General features: G+C 32.8%; 18 protein-coding genes and 1 other annotated feature. Of the genes, 7 read left to right on the top strand and 11 right to left on the bottom strand.

Features of this window, described 5'->3' with window-relative positions:
* Nucleotides 1-83: 83 nt before the first annotated feature.
* From ACF3NF_RS06035 to ACF3NF_RS06015, 5 genes are all read right to left on the bottom strand, one after another.
* Nucleotides 84-1,544, bottom strand: coding sequence for a TrkH family potassium uptake protein (locus tag ACF3NF_RS06035; RefSeq protein ID WP_394022612.1), 1,461 nt, complete (start codon nt 1,542-1,544; stop codon nt 84-86).
* Nucleotides 1,545-1,546: 2 nt separating this feature from the next.
* On the bottom strand, nt 1,547-2,917 hold the full coding sequence (gene trkA, locus ACF3NF_RS06030) for a Trk system potassium transporter TrkA (RefSeq protein WP_394022611.1): 1,371 nt from the start codon (nt 2,915-2,917) through the stop codon (nt 1,547-1,549).
* A gap of 166 nt (nt 2,918-3,083) precedes the next feature.
* Nucleotides 3,084-4,283 (bottom strand): M20 metallopeptidase family protein, encoded by a 1,200-nt coding sequence (locus ACF3NF_RS06025; RefSeq protein WP_394022610.1) that lies wholly within the window; start codon nt 4,281-4,283, stop codon nt 3,084-3,086.
* 36 nt (nt 4,284-4,319) lie between these two features.
* A complete protein-coding gene (locus ACF3NF_RS06020) occupies nt 4,320-5,093 on the bottom strand; it encodes a hypothetical protein (RefSeq protein WP_394022609.1) in 774 nt (257 codons plus the stop codon).
* Between the two features lie 8 nt (nt 5,094-5,101).
* Complete coding sequence (locus ACF3NF_RS06015; RefSeq protein WP_394022608.1) at nt 5,102-5,872, bottom strand: hypothetical protein; 771 nt, start codon at nt 5,870-5,872, stop codon at nt 5,102-5,104.
* Between the two features lie 79 nt (nt 5,873-5,951).
* On the opposite strand from ACF3NF_RS06015, the gene ACF3NF_RS06010 reads away from it, so the two are divergent.
* Entirely contained in the window at nt 5,952-6,236 is a 285-nt protein-coding gene (locus ACF3NF_RS06010; RefSeq protein WP_262121783.1) for a GNAT family N-acetyltransferase, read from the top strand.
* Nucleotides 6,237-6,365: 129 nt separating this feature from the next.
* On the top strand, nt 6,366-7,508 hold the full coding sequence (locus tag ACF3NF_RS06005) for an MFS transporter (protein WP_394022607.1): 1,143 nt from the start codon (nt 6,366-6,368) through the stop codon (nt 7,506-7,508).
* Nucleotides 7,509-7,531: 23 nt separating this feature from the next.
* Here ACF3NF_RS06005 and glsA read toward each other — a convergent pair whose 3' ends face one another.
* Nucleotides 7,532-8,464, bottom strand: coding sequence for a glutaminase A (gene glsA, locus ACF3NF_RS06000; RefSeq protein WP_394022606.1), 933 nt, complete (start codon nt 8,462-8,464; stop codon nt 7,532-7,534).
* Nucleotides 8,465-8,598: 134 nt separating this feature from the next.
* Between glsA and ACF3NF_RS05995 the strand changes: the two genes are divergently transcribed.
* Nucleotides 8,599-9,882 carry a C40 family peptidase gene (locus tag ACF3NF_RS05995; RefSeq protein ID WP_394022605.1) on the top strand — a complete coding sequence of 428 codons (1,284 nt, stop codon included), beginning with the start codon at nt 8,599-8,601 and terminating at the stop codon, nt 9,880-9,882.
* A 37-nt stretch (nt 9,883-9,919) separates the two neighbouring features.
* On the opposite strand, the gene ACF3NF_RS05990 is transcribed toward ACF3NF_RS05995, so the two are convergent.
* From ACF3NF_RS05990 to ACF3NF_RS05975, 4 genes are all read right to left on the bottom strand, one after another.
* Nucleotides 9,920-10,894, bottom strand: a complete 975-nt coding sequence (locus ACF3NF_RS05990) for a DUF1002 domain-containing protein (protein ID WP_394022604.1) — start codon at nt 10,892-10,894, stop codon at nt 9,920-9,922.
* 8 nt (nt 10,895-10,902) lie between these two features.
* On the bottom strand, nt 10,903-11,688 hold the full coding sequence (locus ACF3NF_RS05985) for a P-loop NTPase (RefSeq protein ID WP_394022603.1): 786 nt from the start codon (nt 11,686-11,688) through the stop codon (nt 10,903-10,905).
* 114 nt (nt 11,689-11,802) lie between these two features.
* Nucleotides 11,803-12,822 (bottom strand): PTS transporter subunit IIC, encoded by a 1,020-nt coding sequence (locus ACF3NF_RS05980; RefSeq protein WP_394022602.1) that lies wholly within the window; start codon nt 12,820-12,822, stop codon nt 11,803-11,805.
* 70 nt (nt 12,823-12,892) lie between these two features.
* Nucleotides 12,893-13,390 carry a transcription repressor NadR gene (locus ACF3NF_RS05975; protein ID WP_394022601.1) on the bottom strand — a complete coding sequence of 166 codons (498 nt, stop codon included), beginning with the start codon at nt 13,388-13,390 and terminating at the stop codon, nt 12,893-12,895.
* Nucleotides 13,391-13,457: 67 nt separating this feature from the next.
* Nucleotides 13,458-13,685: a binding site (T-box leader), on the top strand.
* Nucleotides 13,686-13,741: 56 nt separating this feature from the next.
* Between ACF3NF_RS05975 and ACF3NF_RS05970 the strand changes: the two genes are divergently transcribed.
* The 4 genes from ACF3NF_RS05970 to murJ are packed head-to-tail and all read left to right on the top strand — an operon-like array spanning nt 13,742 to nt 18,075.
* Entirely contained in the window at nt 13,742-15,328 is a 1,587-nt protein-coding gene (locus ACF3NF_RS05970) for an ABC transporter substrate-binding protein/permease (protein WP_394022600.1), read from the top strand.
* Nucleotides 15,315-16,049 (top strand): amino acid ABC transporter ATP-binding protein, encoded by a 735-nt coding sequence (locus tag ACF3NF_RS05965; protein WP_394022599.1) that lies wholly within the window; start codon nt 15,315-15,317, stop codon nt 16,047-16,049. The genes ACF3NF_RS05970 and ACF3NF_RS05965 overlap by 14 nt, the downstream gene beginning before the upstream one ends.
* 8 nt (nt 16,050-16,057) lie before the next feature.
* Nucleotides 16,058-16,570: a hypothetical protein gene (locus tag ACF3NF_RS05960; RefSeq protein ID WP_394022598.1), complete on the top strand. Its 513-nt coding sequence runs from the start codon at nt 16,058-16,060 to the stop codon at nt 16,568-16,570.
* A complete protein-coding gene (gene murJ, locus ACF3NF_RS05955) occupies nt 16,567-18,075 on the top strand; it encodes a murein biosynthesis integral membrane protein MurJ (protein WP_394022597.1) in 1,509 nt (502 codons plus the stop codon). Before ACF3NF_RS05960 ends, murJ begins: the two co-directional genes overlap by 4 nt.
* A gap of 75 nt (nt 18,076-18,150) precedes the next feature.
* Here the strand turns inward: murJ and ACF3NF_RS05950 are convergent, their stop codons facing one another.
* Nucleotides 18,151-19,272 (bottom strand): transglutaminase domain-containing protein, encoded by a 1,122-nt coding sequence (locus ACF3NF_RS05950; RefSeq protein ID WP_394022596.1) that lies wholly within the window; start codon nt 19,270-19,272, stop codon nt 18,151-18,153.
* Nucleotides 19,273-19,321 lie beyond the last annotated feature (49 nt).

Below are 19,321 nucleotides of genomic sequence, written 5' to 3'. Positions count from 1 at the left end.
CATCCTCTCAGCCCCTAAATTAGAACTCCCTATGAGATTTTATTTATATTTTCATTGTATAAAATCCACTAATTTTTGTCAATTTATTTGTTTTTAAGGTTTTTGTAGGTTGCAGGTGAAAATAATAATATCATTGGGTACAATTCAAGTCTTCCAAATAGCATTGCCAGTGTTAGGACAAATTTTGAAAGATAAGACATATCCATAAAGTTATTCATAGGTCCTAATACTCCAAGTCCTGGTCCAATGTTATTAAATGTTGTGGCAACCGCTACAAAGGCTGATTCTAAATCGTGGGTGTCTAAAGTTATAAATAGCATAAAAATGATAAATAAAATTATATAAATTACTAGGTATTTTAAAACTGATTCTTCAACTTCATCATCAATTTTTTTATGGTCAAGCTTAGTAACTGTTACCCTCATTGGATTTATGGTTTGTTTTATGTGATTTATTGCTGATTTTATAAGCATAACTATTCTAGAAACTTTTATGCCTCCACCTGTTGATCCTGCACAACCACCTATAAACATGAGTAGTATCAAAATATTTCTAGCAAACATTGGCCATTGCCCAAAATCTGCAGTGACATAGCCTGTAGTTGTAATTATGGAAGAAACTGTAAAAAACGAGTTTACTCCAGAATAATACAAATCATCTGACATTGGTGCTATGTTTATAAAAATAAGTAAGGATGATAGACCAATAATCCCCAAATACCAATGCAATTCTTCAGATTTGAAACTTTCTTTTATGGATTTGAAAATAGCAAAATAATATAAGTTAAAGTTAATTCCAAACATAAGCATTGCTATCCCTAGGACTATTTCTATATATCTAGAATCATAGTGTCCAACTGATAGACCATAATTTGCAAATCCACCTGTTCCAGCTGTTCCAAAGGCAAATATCAAACTATCAAATAAGTTCATGCCACCAAAAAGTAGAAAAATTGTGGTTATCGCAGTCATTGATAAGTAAATAATATATAAGACTCTAGCAGTTTGTGAAAGCCTTGGCATAATTTTGCCAAAAGTCGGTCCTGGAACTTCTGCCTGCATCAAATTTGTCGACTCGTTATGGGCCTTTGGTAAAATTGCAAGGGTAAAAACCAAAATCCCCATTCCCCCAATCAAATGTGAAAATGATCTCCAAAATAGGATTGAATTTGGCAATAATTCTACATCAGCCGCAACAGATGCCCCGCAAGTAGTAAATCCACTTGCCATTTCAAAAAATGCGTCTATAAATCTTGGAAAATTTGATTCTGTCAAAAAAAGTGGAATTGCACCTATAACAGAGTAAAGCACCCAGCAAAATGCTGTTGTAAACATAGCTTCTCTGGTATAGATATGACCCTTTTCAGATCCAAGTTTTACCATTACAGATCCTAATATTACCGCTATTATAATAGGTATTATAAAATTTAGTTTGTCATTTAATGTTTCATTATAGATAAAGGCTACGATTAATGGTACAAGCATTAATAAGGCTAATACCTGTAATAGCCTACCTATAGCATTGTTAACTATTTTTAAATTCATAACTATACCAATATATCATCTATTTGGGTGATGTTTTTGCTTTTTGTAATTATCAATACTCTATCCCCCCTATCTATCATTGAGTTACCAGTTGCAACTTCGATTGCTCCTCCATATTCATGATGCTCAATAATAGACACCAGTGTATCCGGTTTCACATTTAAATCTTTTAATTTATGATTAAATAAATTTGAATGTTCATTTACTTTAAATTCTAAAACTTCAACCTGGTCTTCTTCGAGTTTATATAAGTTATTTAAAGTAGAAAGATCCTTGGCATTTTCTTTTGATCTTATTAGCCTATTAATATAATTACTTGCTGCTGTTTTTGGAGTAAAGGTAGCGTCTATATCCAAAATCCCTGTAATTTTTAATAGATTTGTCCTATTTACCTTTGCAATTATTTTTTCAATGCCATAATGTTCTGCCATTAGGGCTATAAGTATATTTTCTTCATCAATTCCTGTTAATGAAACTAGGGCATCAAAAGAATCTATACGTACTTCCTCTAGAATATCTGGATCTGAACCATCAGCATTAATAACAACAGCATCACCAAATTGCTCTTGAATTGCCATTGCTTTTTCCTTATTTATTTCAATTATGGTTACATTGAAGTTTCTTTCCAAAAGCAAGGCTGTTAGTTGGAGGGTTATGGAACTAGCTCCTATTATTAAAATGTCCTTTATCCTGACACTTTCAGGAATTTCTGACTTGTAAAACTTGTCTATCCCCTCTTTTGTGCCCATAATATATATTTTTTGTCCACTTTCTATGATAAAGTTTCCCTTAGGGATAGTGATTTCTCCATTATCAACTACAATTCCAATTATAATGTCAAATTGTCTAAGATAAGAATTTGCCTCCATTAGACTTTTTCCTGCTAATTTTGAATTCTCACCGATGGAAATCTCTATCATAAGTGCTTTCTCATCCACAAAACCCTGTACATTTCTGGCATGGGAATACTTAATAGACCTTTGAATTTCTTTTGCTGCCAAGTACTCAGGATTTATGATTAAGTTTGAATTGGTCACATCTTGGATACGGTCAAAATGATTTACATATTTGGGATCCCTGAGTCTGATAATAATATTTCTAGCTCCAAGGGATTTTGCTAGAGATGAAGCTATCAAATTTACATCATCACTCATGGTAAGTGCTATAAATAAATCACAGTTAGCAACGTCAGCCTCTTCCAAAACATCAACATCACGGCCATCTCCAACTAGGGCCATAACATCATTTTGTTCTAATAATCTATTTAAAACTTCTTTGTTTTTATCAATTACCAAAATATTATGATCTTGCAAAGATAATTCATTTGTTAGATGGGAACCTACCTTCCCTGCTCCCAAAATTATTATATTCATAAAGTCCTCCTAGGCCTAATAAGTATAGCACTCTTGCCTATAAAATCAAATTAATATATTATGCAATTAGTCTTTTTATACCCTAACTTATTTATATGTCGATGATTACGTTTTCTAGATTTTGCAACACAAAAAGAGGCACAAGGCCTCTTTGTTTTTTTTATTTCTAATCTTGATTCAAAAATTCGTAGGCATATTGGGCTAATAATAATGCCCCATCTTTAAAGACACTTTCATCTGGGTTGAAATTTTGGGCGTGGTTGATAGGAAATGTAGATGGGTCGTCTGGATTTTTTGCACCTATGCACATATAAGCTCCTGGCATACCGTCAAAATCTTCATAACCTGATAGTAAAAATCCAAAATCTTCGGATCCTGCTACCTTCATGTCAGTTTTCACCTTACCTTCTCCAAATAAATCTCTGGCAACTTTTACAGCTATGTCTGTAGAAGTTTTTTCATTTATAACCGGACCTGCTCCTTGATTAAAGGTAAATTCTGCACTTCCCCCATAAAGTTTTGCTGATGATTCTGCTATTTCCTTTAGGTCATTTAAAAATTTATCAGCAGATTCATTAGTGAAAAATCTAAAACTTCCGACCAATTTTGCTTGGCTTGCAACTGCATTTGCAACCGATCCACCTGAAATAGTACCATAATTTAAAACTATTGGCTCATTTAAGGCATCAACTTTTCTAGCAACTGCTCCATTAGCAGCATTTATAAAAGTATTTAGCATCATAATTGCATCGTGACCTTCAAATGGAGTGGATCCGTGGGCAGATTTCCCCTTGAAATTTACTTCAAAAAAGTAATTTCCAGCCATTACTTGGTCATATCCAGTAGCTGCATATCCAAGTGGAATGTTTGTGAAAATATGAATTGCAAATCCACTATCCACATCCTTGGTAACTCCTTGTTTTACAACTGCCTTTCCTCCATCACCAGTTTCTTCTCCTGGTTGAAATAAAAGTCTAACTGTACCCTTTAATTCATCTTTTATTTCCAAAAGTGCACGAGTTGCTGCCAAAAGCATGGCAGTATGGGCATCGTGGCCGCAAGCGTGAGATTTGCCTGGATTTTTGGATTTAAAATCAAAATCATTTGTTTCCTCGATTGGCAAAGCGTCGAAGTCAGCACGCAATAAAACTGTTTTACCATCACTATTTGGATTTATTTCTGCAACTAATCCAGTTGGTTCAAGTTGTTTTACTTCTAGTCCATAAGACTCCAATTCTTTTTTGATAAAGTCATTGCTTTGTTTTTCTTCCATGGATAATTCTGGATTTTGGTGAAGTTTGCGTCTTTGTTCAATTATTTTTTCTTCGTCTTTATATATCAATTCTTTAAGTTTTTCATTTACCATTTTTTTCTCTCCTTTAGATTATTATTACCCCTAGTTTTAATAATCTTTTTCTTCTTTGCTTATCGTTTGAGCTTTATAATTCAAATAATTGTTGGAAAGCTCCCCAATTACCAATGTTGATGAGATAATAACATAAAGAATAAATGTTATAGCCAATACCAGCATAGTAGCAAAAACAAGCATACCTTCTCCATAAGAAAAAATTCCATAAACTATTAAAATAAATATAATTAATGGCAACACATACCATTTTACATACGTTAATACGGTTTTCCCAAATAAATCCTTACCAGTTTTAAAGGTTTTTTTGAAAAGATCTCCAAAAACTAGGTATGGATTATCTGCTACTACAAAATATTGATAATTAGTAAGGGCTCCATAAATTAGGGTAAATAATCCTCCTATAAGAAGAAATCCAAGTCCCATTTTTATGGCCTCTCCTATTCCTCCACTGGCTAGGGTAAACATGATTGAAACTACTACTCCCGCTGCTAAAATAAATACCACTATAGATGGTATAAATAAAATTAAAAAGCAAAGTAAGAAGGCCTTAAAATTTAAATGATTTATATTATCAAAATATTCTCCTAAGCTGCCCATCCTATTAAAAATCAATCCTCTGGCAATAATAAATTGGAAAATAATTATAATACTTGTGATTATAACATTTAATAAAATATTGCCTCCTGTTTGAACCAAGGCTCCTCTATCTGAAGTATTGCCTGCCAAAAATAGAGTTATTAAAAAAATAAGAACGGCAGATATTACTTGTATTATAAATACTGATGAAAATTTATAATCTCTTTGCATTGTTTCTCCTAGACTTTTTCCTCTTTCGGTAATATTTCTTCTTTGACTCCAGTAGATTCATCTTCTATGTAATCTAAATATATGTCAGAGTATTTTATAATAATAATTAATCCCCAAATTCCAGCTGCTATTACAATAATTAATGAAAGTAACGGTACTCCGCCAACATCCAAGACAGTGGTACTTAATATGTTTGGTAGGAAAAATAATCCTATGAAAACGGCAGGTAAGAAAATATATATCATAAATATTTTTATGGTCTTAGAAGTCAAATCTTTACCGGTTTTGAAAATTTTTCCAATAAGCTGGGTAAATGTTAAATCGTCTCTGTGGGCAACTACAAAAAATCTGTAATTTGTAAAAATTTTAAAAATTAAAAATAGGATTAAAATAAGTAAGTAAACCAGTAGACCAACCCCATTTAATAAACTTGACTCTGTAAACATCCTATATAAAAATTCAAGTGTATTATCACTATCAGCAAAAAAAGCAATGACTGCCTCAATCAATTCTAATAAGAGAAATACTCCCATGGTTTTAAATGTTATGTACTTTATATTATGTAAATAATCTTTTAAATCTCCCATCCTATTATTTATAAGACCATAAGCAATCATATAATTTGTCGAAATTGCTACCAGTGTTGATAAAAAGGTAAAAATCAAATTAGAGACAGGGTTATGCCCAACAGCATCATTTAAAAAAATTAATAATATACTAATTACTATTGCTATTAACGAAACACCAATAAGCGGCCATAATTTATATTCTCTTTTCATATCCACCTCCTAAACTAGATTCTGCTTCCATTATTAATTTACCCAAATCTGGGTATTTATATAATAAGAGGTGATAAATATGATTATTAGATTTGATGAAGACCAATTAAAAGCATTAGCTTTTGATGGAGATGACCAAGTTGGTTATTGCGAAGTAGAAGAAAAAATTGATAGCACATGGGCAATTACACATACAGTTGTTGATGAAGAATATAGGGGCCAAGGAATTGCCGAAGATTTAATTGATAAAGTCTGTGAGCAAGCTCGTGGAAATTATAAAAAAATTCTTCCAATTTGTTCATACGCTGTCAAAAAATTTGACGAAGAGCCAGAAAAATATGGCGATGTTGATGCAAGAGCATAAATTTTATTAAGCTGAGGATTTTCCTCAGTTTTTCTTTGTTTTTTTTAATTGCAAATAAAAAATAAATCTTTACCAAAATCTTTCTATTTGGTATCATATTTTAAAAGAAAATATGATTGAGGGAATATTTTGAAAAAAGATTTAAAAATACAAATAGCAATCCTAACCATTGCTCTTTATGTAGCCAGCAACAGCGTAGTCTCAGGTACCCTTGTCTTCATGCAAAGGGACTTTGGGATTTCTATAACAAATGCAGAATCCTTAATAACAATTTCATCCATAGCTACCATTGTAACAATTTTTCTTAGCGAAAAAATCACTCAGAAAATCGGCATGAAAAAATGTGTTTTGATTGGGCTTTTTTTAGTTGGAATTTCTTCTATTTTGCCAATTATAAACACCACTTATCCTTCAGTTTTTATCAGCCGTCTGATAATGGGTGCTGGAGTTGGTCTGTTTAATGGCCACAGTGCAAATTATATAAATCTTTTCTATGAGGGTGATCAGGCTTATAAGCTTCATGGTATAAGAAACTCCACAGAATTTATTTCCCAAATGGTATTTTTATTTATAGCTGGTATTTTGATTAAGATCCATTGGAAATATGCCTTTTTAGTTTACTTTTTTGCCTTTTTTATAATGGGATACTTCAATAAAATAATTCCAGAAGTAGACATAAAGGATAGATCAGAGCTTGGAAAATTTACTATAAATAGGCAAATATTTTTCTATGTATTTTTTGCTGCAGTCATGATTATGAATGTAACAGCACTTAGCGTACGTTTTCCAACTATTGCTACTATTCAAAAAGGTATAGGCGTTGATGCAAATTTATACATGATAATCCTGCCAATGTCAGGAATGATTTTTGGATTTTTATTTGGTATTATCAACCGTATCTTGCGTCAAAAGACTATTTTACTTGGCCTTGGCCTTTATGTAATCGTAAATCTTATCCTGGCTCTTTTTGGTAATGATATGTATATATTTTTGCTTTGCATGGTTATTGTTGCCTTTTCCCAATCCCTGTGTATTCCATATCTTTTTGCAGAAGTATCTAGGTTTGTAAAAGGATCCCATGCTAGGATTGCAAATAATTTAATTTTTATAGGTTGTAATGTTGGTGGATTTGTTGCTCCCTTTTTTCTTAAGGGAGTAAATAATATTTTAAATACAGATTCACTTACCCTAGCCTTTACAGCATTTAGCTTGATTTATGCCATAATGCTAATCATAAATACTTATGAATATAAAAAATCAATTGCAAACTAAAAGAGCAGAATGGCTGCTCTTTTTTAGTGAATAAAAATACTTAAGTCCAATTCTTGACCTAATATATTAAAAATTTCCTTACCACGAACGCTATCTCCAGTTGCATCAATCCTTGGAGAATAGACTCCTATTCCGCAAACCCCAGGTACAACTCCCAAAATTCCGCCAGATACTCCAGATTTTGATGGAATGCCTACATTCATTAAATACTTTCCAGAATTTTCATACATTCCGCAAGTGGCCATTTGGCTGACTACAATTTGTACTTCAGATTTGGATAATAAATTGTAATGACTATCTAAATCAATGCCTTTATTTGCAAGGACCGCCCCCATTCTGGCAAGGGCACTTACATTTGTAGAAATGGAGCAGGCTCTGATATATAAATCCAAAACTTTTTCTGGATCATCTGTAAAAATTTCCTTGCTTTTAAGATAATAAGCAATGGCCTTGTTTCTATCGGTTGTATCCATTTCTGATTTATAAACTTCACTCATAAGTGCTGATTTTTCGTATTGGGACATTTTTTGATAATACTCTAGAATTCTAGCAAATTTTTCATCAACATCATTGCCCAAAATCATTGAGCTTGTTGTCATAGCTCCGGCATTTATAAAGGGATTTGCTGCCTTTTCATCTATGGGTACCAGGGAATTAAATTCGTATCTGGTTGGCTCTGTCCCTACTTTTTCAAATACTGCTTCCGGGTCATTATCGTGAAGGGCCATAATTAGTAGCAAGACCTTTGAAATAGATTGGAGGGAAAATTCGTAATTGTAATTGCCATAATTAAAGCAATCTCCTGTCACTGACATGATGCTAAGGGCAAAGTTATCTGGATCTACATTAGCTAGTTCCGGTATGTAATTTGCAAGTTTTCCTTCTCCAATCAAATTTTCACTGGACTTTATAGCCGTTTTTATTTTTTCATCAATAAAATCTCTGTTATATAACATAATTCCACCTCGTTTTTAAAATATACCCAAATTTTATTTTCTTTTTATGAAAATATGCAAATATCCCTTAAAAATTGACATTGCCATCAATTTCTTTTAGAATTATATTAGAATAATATATACGGGAGATTAATGTGGCAAAAAGATTTCAAAAAGCCTTTATTACTTCATTGATATTTTCTCAAATTTTTATAAATCCCGCTATTTCCCAAGCAGATTCCATTATTTTAAACAAAAATACAACTGACGGGGTAAATGTGCGTATAAAAGAGGATGTAAATAGCGAAATCCTAGGTGGGATTGAGGACTTTACACCTTATGAAATAAAAAGTGAAACTGATGATTGGTATGAAATAGAATTTGAAGGCAAAAAAGCTTATGTAGCTAAACAATGGTTTTATAAAATAAATCACACCAGCCTTTTAGCAGAAACAAACCTAAAAGAAAAAGCCGATAGCAATTCAAATAATCTTACTGATCAAAAACTAAAAGAAAAAACTAAGGTCACAATTTTAGAATTTGACCCTGACAGTGATTTCGTAAAAGTTTCCTATGATGAAGATTTTAAAGATAATAAAAAACTAAATACCATTGACATAAAAGAGCTTGAAAATAGCTCACTGCTTTATGATCTAGCAGATACAAATGAGCAGGTTGAGGTTAAAACTGTAACGCTCGGAGATGAAAATCCAGAAATTCCAAGCGTAGTAACCTTAAATGAAAACGAAACTCCTGAAACTGTAGCTTTGGATAGAACTACTCCGAGCGGAGAAGATGAAAGCGGGTCTTCCAATGAACCTACAATAAAAGAAGGATATGTAAAACTAGAAGACCTTGCAATTTCAAAAAAAGACCCTAGTGATTTGGAAAATATGACTGAGTCTTATAATGAAATGAATACTTTTATAAAGGACCAATTGGCCCGTGAAGAAGAAGCTAGAAATGCAGTTAGACAGATAACAGAAGTTTCATATGTAAGCACAACTACATACCAAGATCAAGTTTTAAACACTAGTCAAAATCAAAGTCCAAACTCAGTTATGGTTCCAGTTACTGGTACTGAAACTGGCAATAAGCTTTACAAATGGGCTACTCAATATTTAGGAAATCCTTATGTTTGGGGCGGTATTGATCCAGTCCGTGGTATAGATTGTTCTGGTTTTACCATGCAAGCCTACCGTCAAATAGGCATCAATCTCCCACACTTTGCTCAAAGCCAGCAAAGATACGGGGTAGAAATCCCATTTGGCCAAGAAAAAGCTGGTGATTTAGTATTTTTTGGAACTAGTTTAAATAATATAACCCACGTAGGAATGGCAGATGGAAATGGAAATATGATTCACGCATCAAGCCCACGCTACGGCATTATAATAGGACCTATTAGAAATCCTATCTCTATTAGAAGAATTGTATATTAAAAAGGAGCATACAAATATGCTCCTCTTTTTTATCTAATTATTGGTTTTCATTTGATGAATTAGCAAAAATATTTAAAAATGAATTTACAATTGATTGTAAGAAATTAATAATAGAATCCAAAAGTCCACTATCTTGGGCTTCTTTAGCTATATTATCAATAGATTCTTTGTTTTCATTGTAAAATTTGCCAGCATTATCTGCTAGTTCATTTCCAAATTTGATAAGATTTTCTCTTACTTCCTTGCTATCAATTGCAGATGAATTTTGATATTTATCAAAGAAATTAATCAAAATATTTATGTTGTTATCACTTAAAACATTTTCAAGATTTACATTTTTTAGGGCATCTTGAATATAAATTGCAATTTGATTTGCATCTGCTGCTTGACCTGTTTCTTCCTTGTGTTCAGCAAGTTTTTGCTTAACTTCAATTACAACCTTATCTAATTCTGCTGGGTCAAAATTTGCCTTATCTTTGTTTTCTACTGCAATTTCATTTACAGTTTCTAACTCTTCTTGGGCAACCTTTGCTCTTTGTGGGTCTATTTCTTTTCCAGAATCTGCAAGTGCTGCATAAACACCAACTAGGGCTGACTCACCTGTTACTGGTTTTGGACTTGCTACATAAATATCTGCATCTGTAATTCCTGCTGTAATGGCCGCATTTGTGTATTGGCCTTGGGTAATAGATGTGATATTTGCAGGAGTTACTATATTTACCTTAATACCAGAATTTTCTGGAAGTTTTTTGATATATACTGATGAAATCATATTTGAGTTGTCAGTATAGTATCCTAAATATTTTTCTAGGTCCTCTCCAGTAGCTGTTTTATAAGCTAGGTTTGGATCATTGCTGTTGACACCAAAGGCTTGGTTCATTTGACTAATTTGTTCATTATTTAAGGCTGCACCATATACTACAGCATCCTTATTTGCATCATTTGCTGCAAATGCTATCGATGGTACAAAAATACTTAAGGCACATAAGAGTGCTAAGAGTCTTTTTTTCATAAACCCTCCTATAATGATTCGATTTTCTCGATTATTGGATTTAACTCTTCTAAGTTTACATCTTCTACAAGACCAGCATCAATTTTACTTGCAATTTCTGGGTTGATTGGTAGTTTTGCAATTGTTTGAATATCGTATTTGCCTGCTACTTCTTCAACATGGCTATCACCAAAAATTTTGTGATCTGATCCACAATCTGGGCATTTAAAATATGACATATTTTCTACTATTCCTATTACCTTTTTACCCATCATTTTTGCCATTTTTAATGATTTTTCTACAACCATACCTACTAAGTCTTGTGGAGTTGCTACTGCAACAATCCCATCAATTGGTAGTGATTGGAAAACTGTAAGTGGCACATCACTTGTTCCCGGTGGCATATCGATAAGCATGTAGTCGATTTCTCCCCAGTCTACGTCTGTGTAGAATTGTTTGATAACACCAGTTACAATAGATGATCTCCAAACTACTGGGTCAGTTTTATTTGGTAAAATCATATTTACAGATATGATTTTAATTCCATCACGGGTCACACCTGGATACATGATTCCTTCTTTGGTACCGGTTACACTTTCATCAATGCCAAAAGCTTGTGGGATTGATGGACCTGTAATGTCGGCATCAAAAACTGCTACCTTGTAGCCTTTTTTATTTAATTTATTAGCTAGCATGCTGGTTACAGATGATTTTCCTACTCCACCCTTACCACTCATTACTGCTATAACTTTACCAACTGAAGAACCTTCATTAAGGTTTACTTTAAATTGGTCAAAATTTCTTTGTTTTTCCATTGAACTCTCCTTTATAAAAGAAAAAAGCATTATTTATTTAATGCTTCTTCCTTAATTATATCTATTTTTTATTAAATTGCCATAAACTTATAGCAAAACCGCTATATTTAGCCATTAGAAATTAATTTTCATATCATTATCTTTTATTAATCCTTGCTTATACATTATCTTATAAATTATAAAAGAAAGAACAGCTGGCAGGATGAAGTGTAAAAATAAAATTTGGATCAGTAAAAGTGAAATACTTCTGCCATCTGCCATGGCATTTAGTGTTGAAATTTGCCCTACAAGGCCACTTGTTCCCATGCCAGATCCTAGGGGAGTATTTTCCATTTTAAAAACTAAAGTAGAGATAGGTCCTAAAATTGCTCCTGCAAGTGTTGGTGGGATCCATATCCATGGATTTTTGATAATGTTTGGCACTTGAAACATCGATGTACCTAGTCCTTGGGCTAGTAAACCCTCCAGACCATTATCCTTATAAGAAATAACTGCAAATCCAATCATTTGTGCAGCGCAACCAACCGTTGCTGCCCCACCTGCAAGGCCTGATAATGAAAGCATCATGCAAATTGCAGCTGATGAAATTGGCAAAGTTAAGGCCATGCCGACCAAAACCGAAACAATAATTCCCATTAAAAATGGTTGTAGTTCTGTTGCTCGCATAATAATATTTCCAAGACCTGTCATAAAGGCTGATACACCTGGTCCTATCAAATCTCCAACTAAAACTCCAATTAAAATCGTGATTGCAGGTGTAATGATTATGTCTAATTTTGTTCGTTTTGAGACTAGCTTTCCAAATTCTACTCCAAAAATTGTTGCAATATAAACTCCCACTGGACCGCCTAATTCATAGGCTCCTAGACCTACAATGGTCGATGCAAATAAAACTAAGTTTGGTGCTTTTAGGGCATAGGCTATCGAAACTGCAATTGCAGCTCCAGTAGCTTGGGTTACCAATGGCCAAATGCGTTCTGTTAAAAATAAAATATTAAAAGAATTGCCAATTGAATTTAAAATTGTCCCTACAAGTAAGGAGGCAAAAAGTCCAAAGGCCATAGCACCTAGGGCATCTATAAAGTAGACCCTAGCTGAAATATTAATTCCCTGCTCTTGTAAATATTTTTTCATGTCTTCTCCTTAGATTTTTCTTAGCTAAAGTATAACATAAAAAATATTTATTGTGTATACAGTGGGAAAATTAATTTAAATAGCCTTTTTTCCTTAATGCTTTTTCAATACTTTCTAAACTTTCACTATTTTTTGCACTTATGGTGTGGTAATGAACATTATCCGTCAAATTTTTAAGGGGTGTTGATATTGTCATGTTTTTTACAAAATTACTGACTCCATTACGGGAGCGGATATTCAAATCTTTTTTGATTACTCCATAGACAGGGTGATTTATAAATACATCTATGATCACTCCACCATTATCCACAATTGTATTTAACTCATCTTTTATAGCTGAGTCCTCATGTTTTGATTCGATAATGCGAGTTAGTTTTTTACTATTATCTATTTTGTATCCCTTATTTGTAGAAATTATTTCTATTCCAAAGGCCTTTAAAACTCCAATATCTTTTACAATTATTTGCCTGGATACTCCAAACCTATCTCCCAAAGCCTCTCCAGATATTGGATTTTTGCTAGTTTGTAGAATATTTATGATTTCTTTTTGTCTTTCACTAAGTTTCATACTTTACCTCTTTTCTTAACTATACCATTAAGGCTTGACTTTTTTATCAAAATCTTGTATTATATCCTAAACAACGATGAGAAGAAGAGTAACTATTTGGAAAAATCTAGAGAGTCCCAGTTGGTGGAAAGGGATATTTGGAAGATTAGTGAAAAAAGACTTTGAGTTTCTTTGAGGATATTTGATTCAAAGACGTGATTGCACGTTACAGCAAACGAGTATGATGGTACTTAATGAGATGTACTTTGCGAAAAGTACATGAATTTGGGTGGTAACACGGCCTTTCGTCCCAAGAATGCGAAAGTGTGCGTGTATTTTTTTTGTAAAATTTTACCCAAGGAAGGAAAAGAGATGAAAAGAATAAGAAGGATTTTATTAAGCCTATTTCTAGTATTAATGACTTTTACAAATGTAAGTTTTGCTAGTGAGGATGGCAAAGTTTTAAGAGTTGGAATGGAAGTAAATTATGCTCCATTTAACTTTTCTGAAGTAGTTGATCAAAATGGAGGCATTCCAGTTGCAAATTCTCCTGGTGAGTATGCAAATGGTTATGATGTAGCTGTTGCAAAAAGAATTGCAGATGAGCTTGGTATGGAGCTTGAGATTTATAAAATTGATTGGGATGGACTTATTCCTGCTCTTACATCTGGAAAAATCGATGCAATTGTTGCCGGCATGAGCCCAACAGAAGAAAGATTAAAACAAATCGATTTTACAGATAGTTATTACAAGGCAACAATCGGGGTTGTAACAAGAAAAGACTCCGCCTATGCTAATGCCAAAGATATCAACGACTATAAAGATGCAAAAATCACTGCACAGCTTGGTACTTTCCACCTTGATCTAATCGATCAAATGGATGGAGTAAATAAGCAACAAGCCCTAGACTCCTTTCCAACTATGATTGCTGCAACAAAGGCAGGAACCATAGATGGCTATGTATCTGATAAGTCCGGTGCAATGATAGCCATTTATGCAAATACAGATTTATCTTATAGAGATTTTAATCCTGAAGAAGGATTTGATATCGATCCTATGCTTACAACTATAGCCGTAGGTGTAAAAAAAGGATCTCCTCTAAAAAATAATATAAATAATGCTTTGAAAAATATTTCTCAAGATGAACAAGACGATATTATGGATCATATGATAAAAATCGCAAGCTTTGGCGAAGATCAAAGCAAAGATAATTTAACATTTTTTCAAGAAATGCAATCCATTTGGTCTAGATATTCTTCCCTATTCTTAAAAGGTATTGTAAATACTTTATTTATTGCAATTGTATCTACAATTTTAGGATTTTTACTTGGTTTACTTGTAGCAATTATCAGAAAAACTGAAGTAAACAAAGTCAAAAACCCAATTGGCTATGGTATTTACAAGGTAGTTAACTTTTTACTAGGTGCCTATGTAGAAATCTTCCGTGGTACACCGATGATGGTTCAATCAGTCATTATTTTCTACGGATTAAAACAATATTTTGGCATAGACCTTTCCACAATGTTTGCTGCAATCTTAATCGTATCAATTAATACAGGTGCATATTTATCTGAAGTTGTCCGCGGTGGAATAAATTCAATTAATAAGGGACAATTTGAAGCTTGTAAGGCCTTAGGAATGACTCACTGGCAAACTATGAAAAATGTAATAATTCCACAAACTGTAAGAACAATCTTGCCATCACTAGGTAACGAATTTGTTATAAACATTAAGGATACATCAGTACTTAACGTAATATCAGTAACAGAATTATTCTTTATGAGTAAGTCAGTAGCAGGATCTACCTACCAATATTTCCCAACCTACCTAATAACAGCCCTAATATATTTCATCCTAACATTTGTAATTACAAGAATCCTTTTAGTAGTTGAACGCAGATTAATGGGCAGAGAATATATCAAAGAATCAAGTACAGGAGCAAAAAATGTCAATAATTAATGTAAATAACCTAGAAAAAAGCTTTGGCGACCTAAAGGTCCTAAAAGATATAAATTTTAGTGTAGAAAAAAATGAAGTTGTCTCCATAATTGGTTCCTCAGGATCAGGAAAATCTACCCTCTTAAGGTGCCTAAATCTACTTGAAACACCAACAAGTGGGGAAATCTTATATGAAGGTAAGAATATTTTGGAAAATGAATTTGATGAAAGACACTATCGTTCCCAAGTGGGCATGGTTTTCCAAAACTTTAACCTTTTTGAAAATAAAAATGTCTTAGAAAACTGTACTTTAGGCCAAGAGCTAGTTCTTGGCAAAAATAAAAAAGAGGCAGAAGAACTTGCCATGAGCTTTTTATCAGATGTAGGCATGCAAAATTTCATCCACGCTAGACCCTCCCAATTATCTGGTGGACAAAAACAAAGAGTAGCAATAGCCCGTGCCCTTTGCATGAATCCAAAAGTACTGCTTTTTGATGAACCAACAAGCGCCCTTGACCCAGAAATGGTTGGTGAAGTTTTGGAAGTAATGACCAAACTTGCTAAAACTGGTATAACCATGATCGTGGTAACACACGAAATGGACTTTGCCCGTGATGTATCGACTAGAGTTTTATTTATGGATAAAGGTATAATTTTAGAGGATGGATCTCCAAAAGAAATTTTTGAAAATCCTACCCATAACAGGACTAGAACATTCTTATCAAGATTTTTAAATAACTAGGAGAATAAATGAAAGATTTAGTAGAAATTTATTCATCAGACGAAGATTCCTTTGCTGTAGGTTATATCATTTACCAAAACACAGAGAGATTATTTACCCACTTGGTAGATGACCAGGGCAAATTTGACGGATATCTTTTGTTTGATAAATCGACCATAGATGGCATAGAAAGAAATACTGAATACCTGAAAAAAATTGAGAAATACATGGGATTTTGGGGCAATATTTCGATTGGAGATAGCGACAATGCAATCTACCAATCAAAACCTGACTTTAGGGATTTGATAAAATATGCCAAAGACCACAACAAAATTATAACTATAGCAACAAGTTTTAATTACTATGATGCATCAACTGGCTACGTTAGAGATTATAATGATGAAATTATAGTAATAGATGCAATAAATAAGGCAAATGCCCAAGTATTTGACCAATTTGAAATAAAAATAGACGAGCTAATAACCCTAGAAATTGAATCAATCGACAATTTCCTCTTGGGTTATGCCAATAGAAAATCATGAACAATACACTGATACTTATAATATTAAATTTAGTAGGAAAAATCTTCTCATTTATTCGTGAGATGATTTTTTCTTTCTTTTATGGGACTGGCCCAATAACCGATGCCTTTAATACATCCACAACTGCGGCTACCCTAATTTTTTCTGTAATCACCTATGCCCTAAGCAAAACTTACATACCAACCTACAATGAAGTTTTAAAAAAGGGCGGAGAAGAGTCGGGAGATAAATTTACAAATAATCTTTTAAACTTCTCCCTATTTTTGACCACTGCGATTATGATACTGGGCTTTGCTTTTGCACCAGCCATTGTAAAACTTTTTGCAGCAGGCTATAGCGGAGAGAAATTAAAAATTGCATCAAGTTTTATGCGTGCCATAATTTTAACCATTTATCCAAATATCTATGCCGCCATTTTTTCTGCATACTTACAAATTAAGGGAGATTTCCTAACCCCTGCACTGCCATTAATTATTTTAAATATAATTTTGGCAATCACAGTTGCAATTTCAAATGGCAATGTATGGATAATGACTATCGGGATATTTTTGGCGTATTTTCTACAATTTATAATATTTCCAAGAGCCATTAGAAAAACAGGTTTCAAACGTGGTAAGATAAAATTTTCCTTTGATGAAAATGTCAAAAAAATTATAATCCTGTCCCTACCTACAATATTTTCCATGGCTGCAGTTTATATTTCAACCATTGTCGACCAATCATTTGCTTCTCTAGTTGCAACTGATGGTGGGGTGTCAATTATAAATTACGCCTTAAAAATCCTAAGAATTGTAAGCTCAACATTTATTGTGCCATTTCAAATCACAGCTTATCCAATAATAGGAAAATTAGTTGCTGATAATGACATAAAGGGAATGAAAAACTTAACAAGCAAGACCTTGGTAAAAATAATGATATTATTTATCCCGTCTATAATTGGTATGATGGTTTTATCTGAGCCTATAATTTCATTTGTATATTACAGAGGAGAGTTTACCTACAATGATATGATAGCAACCAGCCAAGTCCTATTTACCTATACCTTGTATTTACTGGGGCCAGCCATAGTTGATTTGCTGTATTTGTCATTTTTTTCAAATCAAAATACAAAAATTCCAACAATTATTTCCTTTATCCAACTAGGGATAAATATTTTCCTCGACTATGCCCTATCAATGAGATATGGCCTAGTAGGATTAGCAATGGCCACAACAATTAGCCAATTGTCATCGGTAATTATGGCATTTTTTATGTACAAAAAAACCTTTGGAAGTCTTGATAATAAATACATCATTAAAAATATAGGCAAAATCTTAATAGCAGGAGCAGCACTTGGAGTATTTGCAAAATATTTCTACCAGCTAAGACCGTCAAATCTTTGGTTACTAGTAACTATAGCTTTTTCTGCAATCATATATGTTGGAATTATTTATGTTTTAAAAGTAGATGAATTTGATGATATAAAAAATGCATTTTTGAAAAGAAAGAATAATAAGAAAGAGTAGTTAGCTAGCTACTCTTTTTTATTATAAAAAACTTATTAATGACCAAAAAAAAGACCTAAAAAGGTCTTTTTTTTGTTAATTTACAACCCTATATTCTCCATCAATCTTTTGGATTGTAGTATTAGTCAAACCAGTATTTAATGTAGAATAGCTTTTTGGCCTGTCTGGATTGTCATCTATTGTTCTAGATTTTTGAATATCTGTATCACTTTTTAGGAAATAATCATAGATTACAAAATCTCCCAAATTTTGTACATAACCTTCATTGAAAGTAATGGTAGGATCATCCCATGTCGCATCAATATTGTACCAAGTTCCATCAATCTTTACCATATTCCAAATGTGAGGCTCACCATTTTTTTTGGAATGTCCGGTAGCATATCTTACATCCAGACCTGATTTTGTAGCAAGCTTATCAAAAAGTGTCGCATAAGCATTGCAGACTCCACCATTTCCATAAAGAATTGAAGATGGGTGATAGATTGAAAATCCACCGCTTTTATCATAGCTATCGCCTCTATTATATTGATTTTTCTTTACGATAAAATCGTGGATCTTTTTTGTTTTTTCATAGTCGCTATCACTAGCACCGATATTTTGATTTACCCATTCATTGGCAAATGACTCTATCTGATCATCAATCATTGGGTCTTCCCTGTAGCTTACTGTAAAAGTCGCAGAATCAATGTAAATCTTATCTCCCTTAGTTTTTTTAGGGTCGTACTTGGTTTTTACATTTGTTTTGCCATACATACTATAGAAAAAATACCAATCTTCTTTTGCTGTTTCCAAAAACCAAGATTGGATTTGTTGATTTGTTGTGTAAGCATTGATATTTACAGTAAAACTAGTATTTCTCTTATCTAAATTTTCTCTTATAATATTTTTTACTCTGATATTTAGATTGTCATTTACTGCTAAACTTGCCTTGTAATTATTTATCCTAACAATTAGATTTTCGCTATTTTTTATCAAATCTTCTAGGCGTTTTTTTCTATCTCCCCTAATAATATTCGGCATATTATTTATGAGATATTTTGCAGCCTTGATTTCTCGTTCCAAAACACTGGTGTCAAGTCTATCTAGTTTTGCCTGATCAATTGCTGCATAGGCAATATTTGGCGTAAAATTTGTATTTAAAATAGGATTTATGGCCAAAATAATGCCCAAAGATAAACCCAAAAATTTCTTTTTCAAAATGCAAACCCTCTCTAATTTAAAATTGTATCACTATATAATATACATT

The sequence above is a fragment of the Anaerococcus martiniensis genome (genome assembly GCF_043187485.1).
Classification (GTDB): domain Bacteria; phylum Bacillota; class Clostridia; order Tissierellales; family Peptoniphilaceae; genus Anaerococcus; species Anaerococcus martiniensis.
This window is presented reverse-complemented; position numbering and strand designations above follow the sequence as displayed.

Excerpts from the sequence above, each read along its gene's own strand:
- ACF3NF_RS05980 (WP_394022602.1), bottom strand. The coding sequence starts at position 12,822 with ATGAAAAAATATTTACAAGAGCAGGGAATTAATATTTCAGCTAGGGTC.
- ACF3NF_RS05965 (WP_394022599.1), top strand. The coding sequence starts at position 15,315 with ATGTCAATAATTAATGTAAATAACCTAGAAAAAAGCTTTGGCGACCTA.
- ACF3NF_RS05970 (WP_394022600.1), top strand. The coding sequence starts at position 13,742 with ATGAAAAGAATAAGAAGGATTTTATTAAGCCTATTTCTAGTATTAATG.
- murJ (WP_394022597.1), top strand. The coding sequence starts at position 16,567 with ATGAACAATACACTGATACTTATAATATTAAATTTAGTAGGAAAAATC.
- ACF3NF_RS06010 (WP_262121783.1), top strand. The coding sequence starts at position 5,952 with ATGATTATTAGATTTGATGAAGACCAATTAAAAGCATTAGCTTTTGAT.
- ACF3NF_RS06015 (WP_394022608.1), bottom strand. The coding sequence starts at position 5,872 with ATGAAAAGAGAATATAAATTATGGCCGCTTATTGGTGTTTCGTTAATA.
- ACF3NF_RS05960 (WP_394022598.1), top strand. The coding sequence starts at position 16,058 with ATGAAAGATTTAGTAGAAATTTATTCATCAGACGAAGATTCCTTTGCT.
- ACF3NF_RS05985 (WP_394022603.1), bottom strand. The coding sequence starts at position 11,688 with ATGGAAAAACAAAGAAATTTTGACCAATTTAAAGTAAACCTTAATGAA.
- trkA (WP_394022611.1), bottom strand. The coding sequence starts at position 2,917 with ATGAATATAATAATTTTGGGAGCAGGGAAGGTAGGTTCCCATCTAACA.
- glsA (WP_394022606.1), bottom strand. The coding sequence starts at position 8,464 with ATGTTATATAACAGAGATTTTATTGATGAAAAAATAAAAACGGCTATA.
- ACF3NF_RS06020 (WP_394022609.1), bottom strand. The coding sequence starts at position 5,093 with ATGCAAAGAGATTATAAATTTTCATCAGTATTTATAATACAAGTAATA.
- ACF3NF_RS06025 (WP_394022610.1), bottom strand. The coding sequence starts at position 4,283 with ATGGTAAATGAAAAACTTAAAGAATTGATATATAAAGACGAAGAAAAA.
- ACF3NF_RS06035 (WP_394022612.1), bottom strand. The coding sequence starts at position 1,544 with ATGAATTTAAAAATAGTTAACAATGCTATAGGTAGGCTATTACAGGTA.
- ACF3NF_RS05990 (WP_394022604.1), bottom strand. The coding sequence starts at position 10,894 with ATGAAAAAAAGACTCTTAGCACTCTTATGTGCCTTAAGTATTTTTGTA.
- ACF3NF_RS05975 (WP_394022601.1), bottom strand. The coding sequence starts at position 13,390 with ATGAAACTTAGTGAAAGACAAAAAGAAATCATAAATATTCTACAAACT.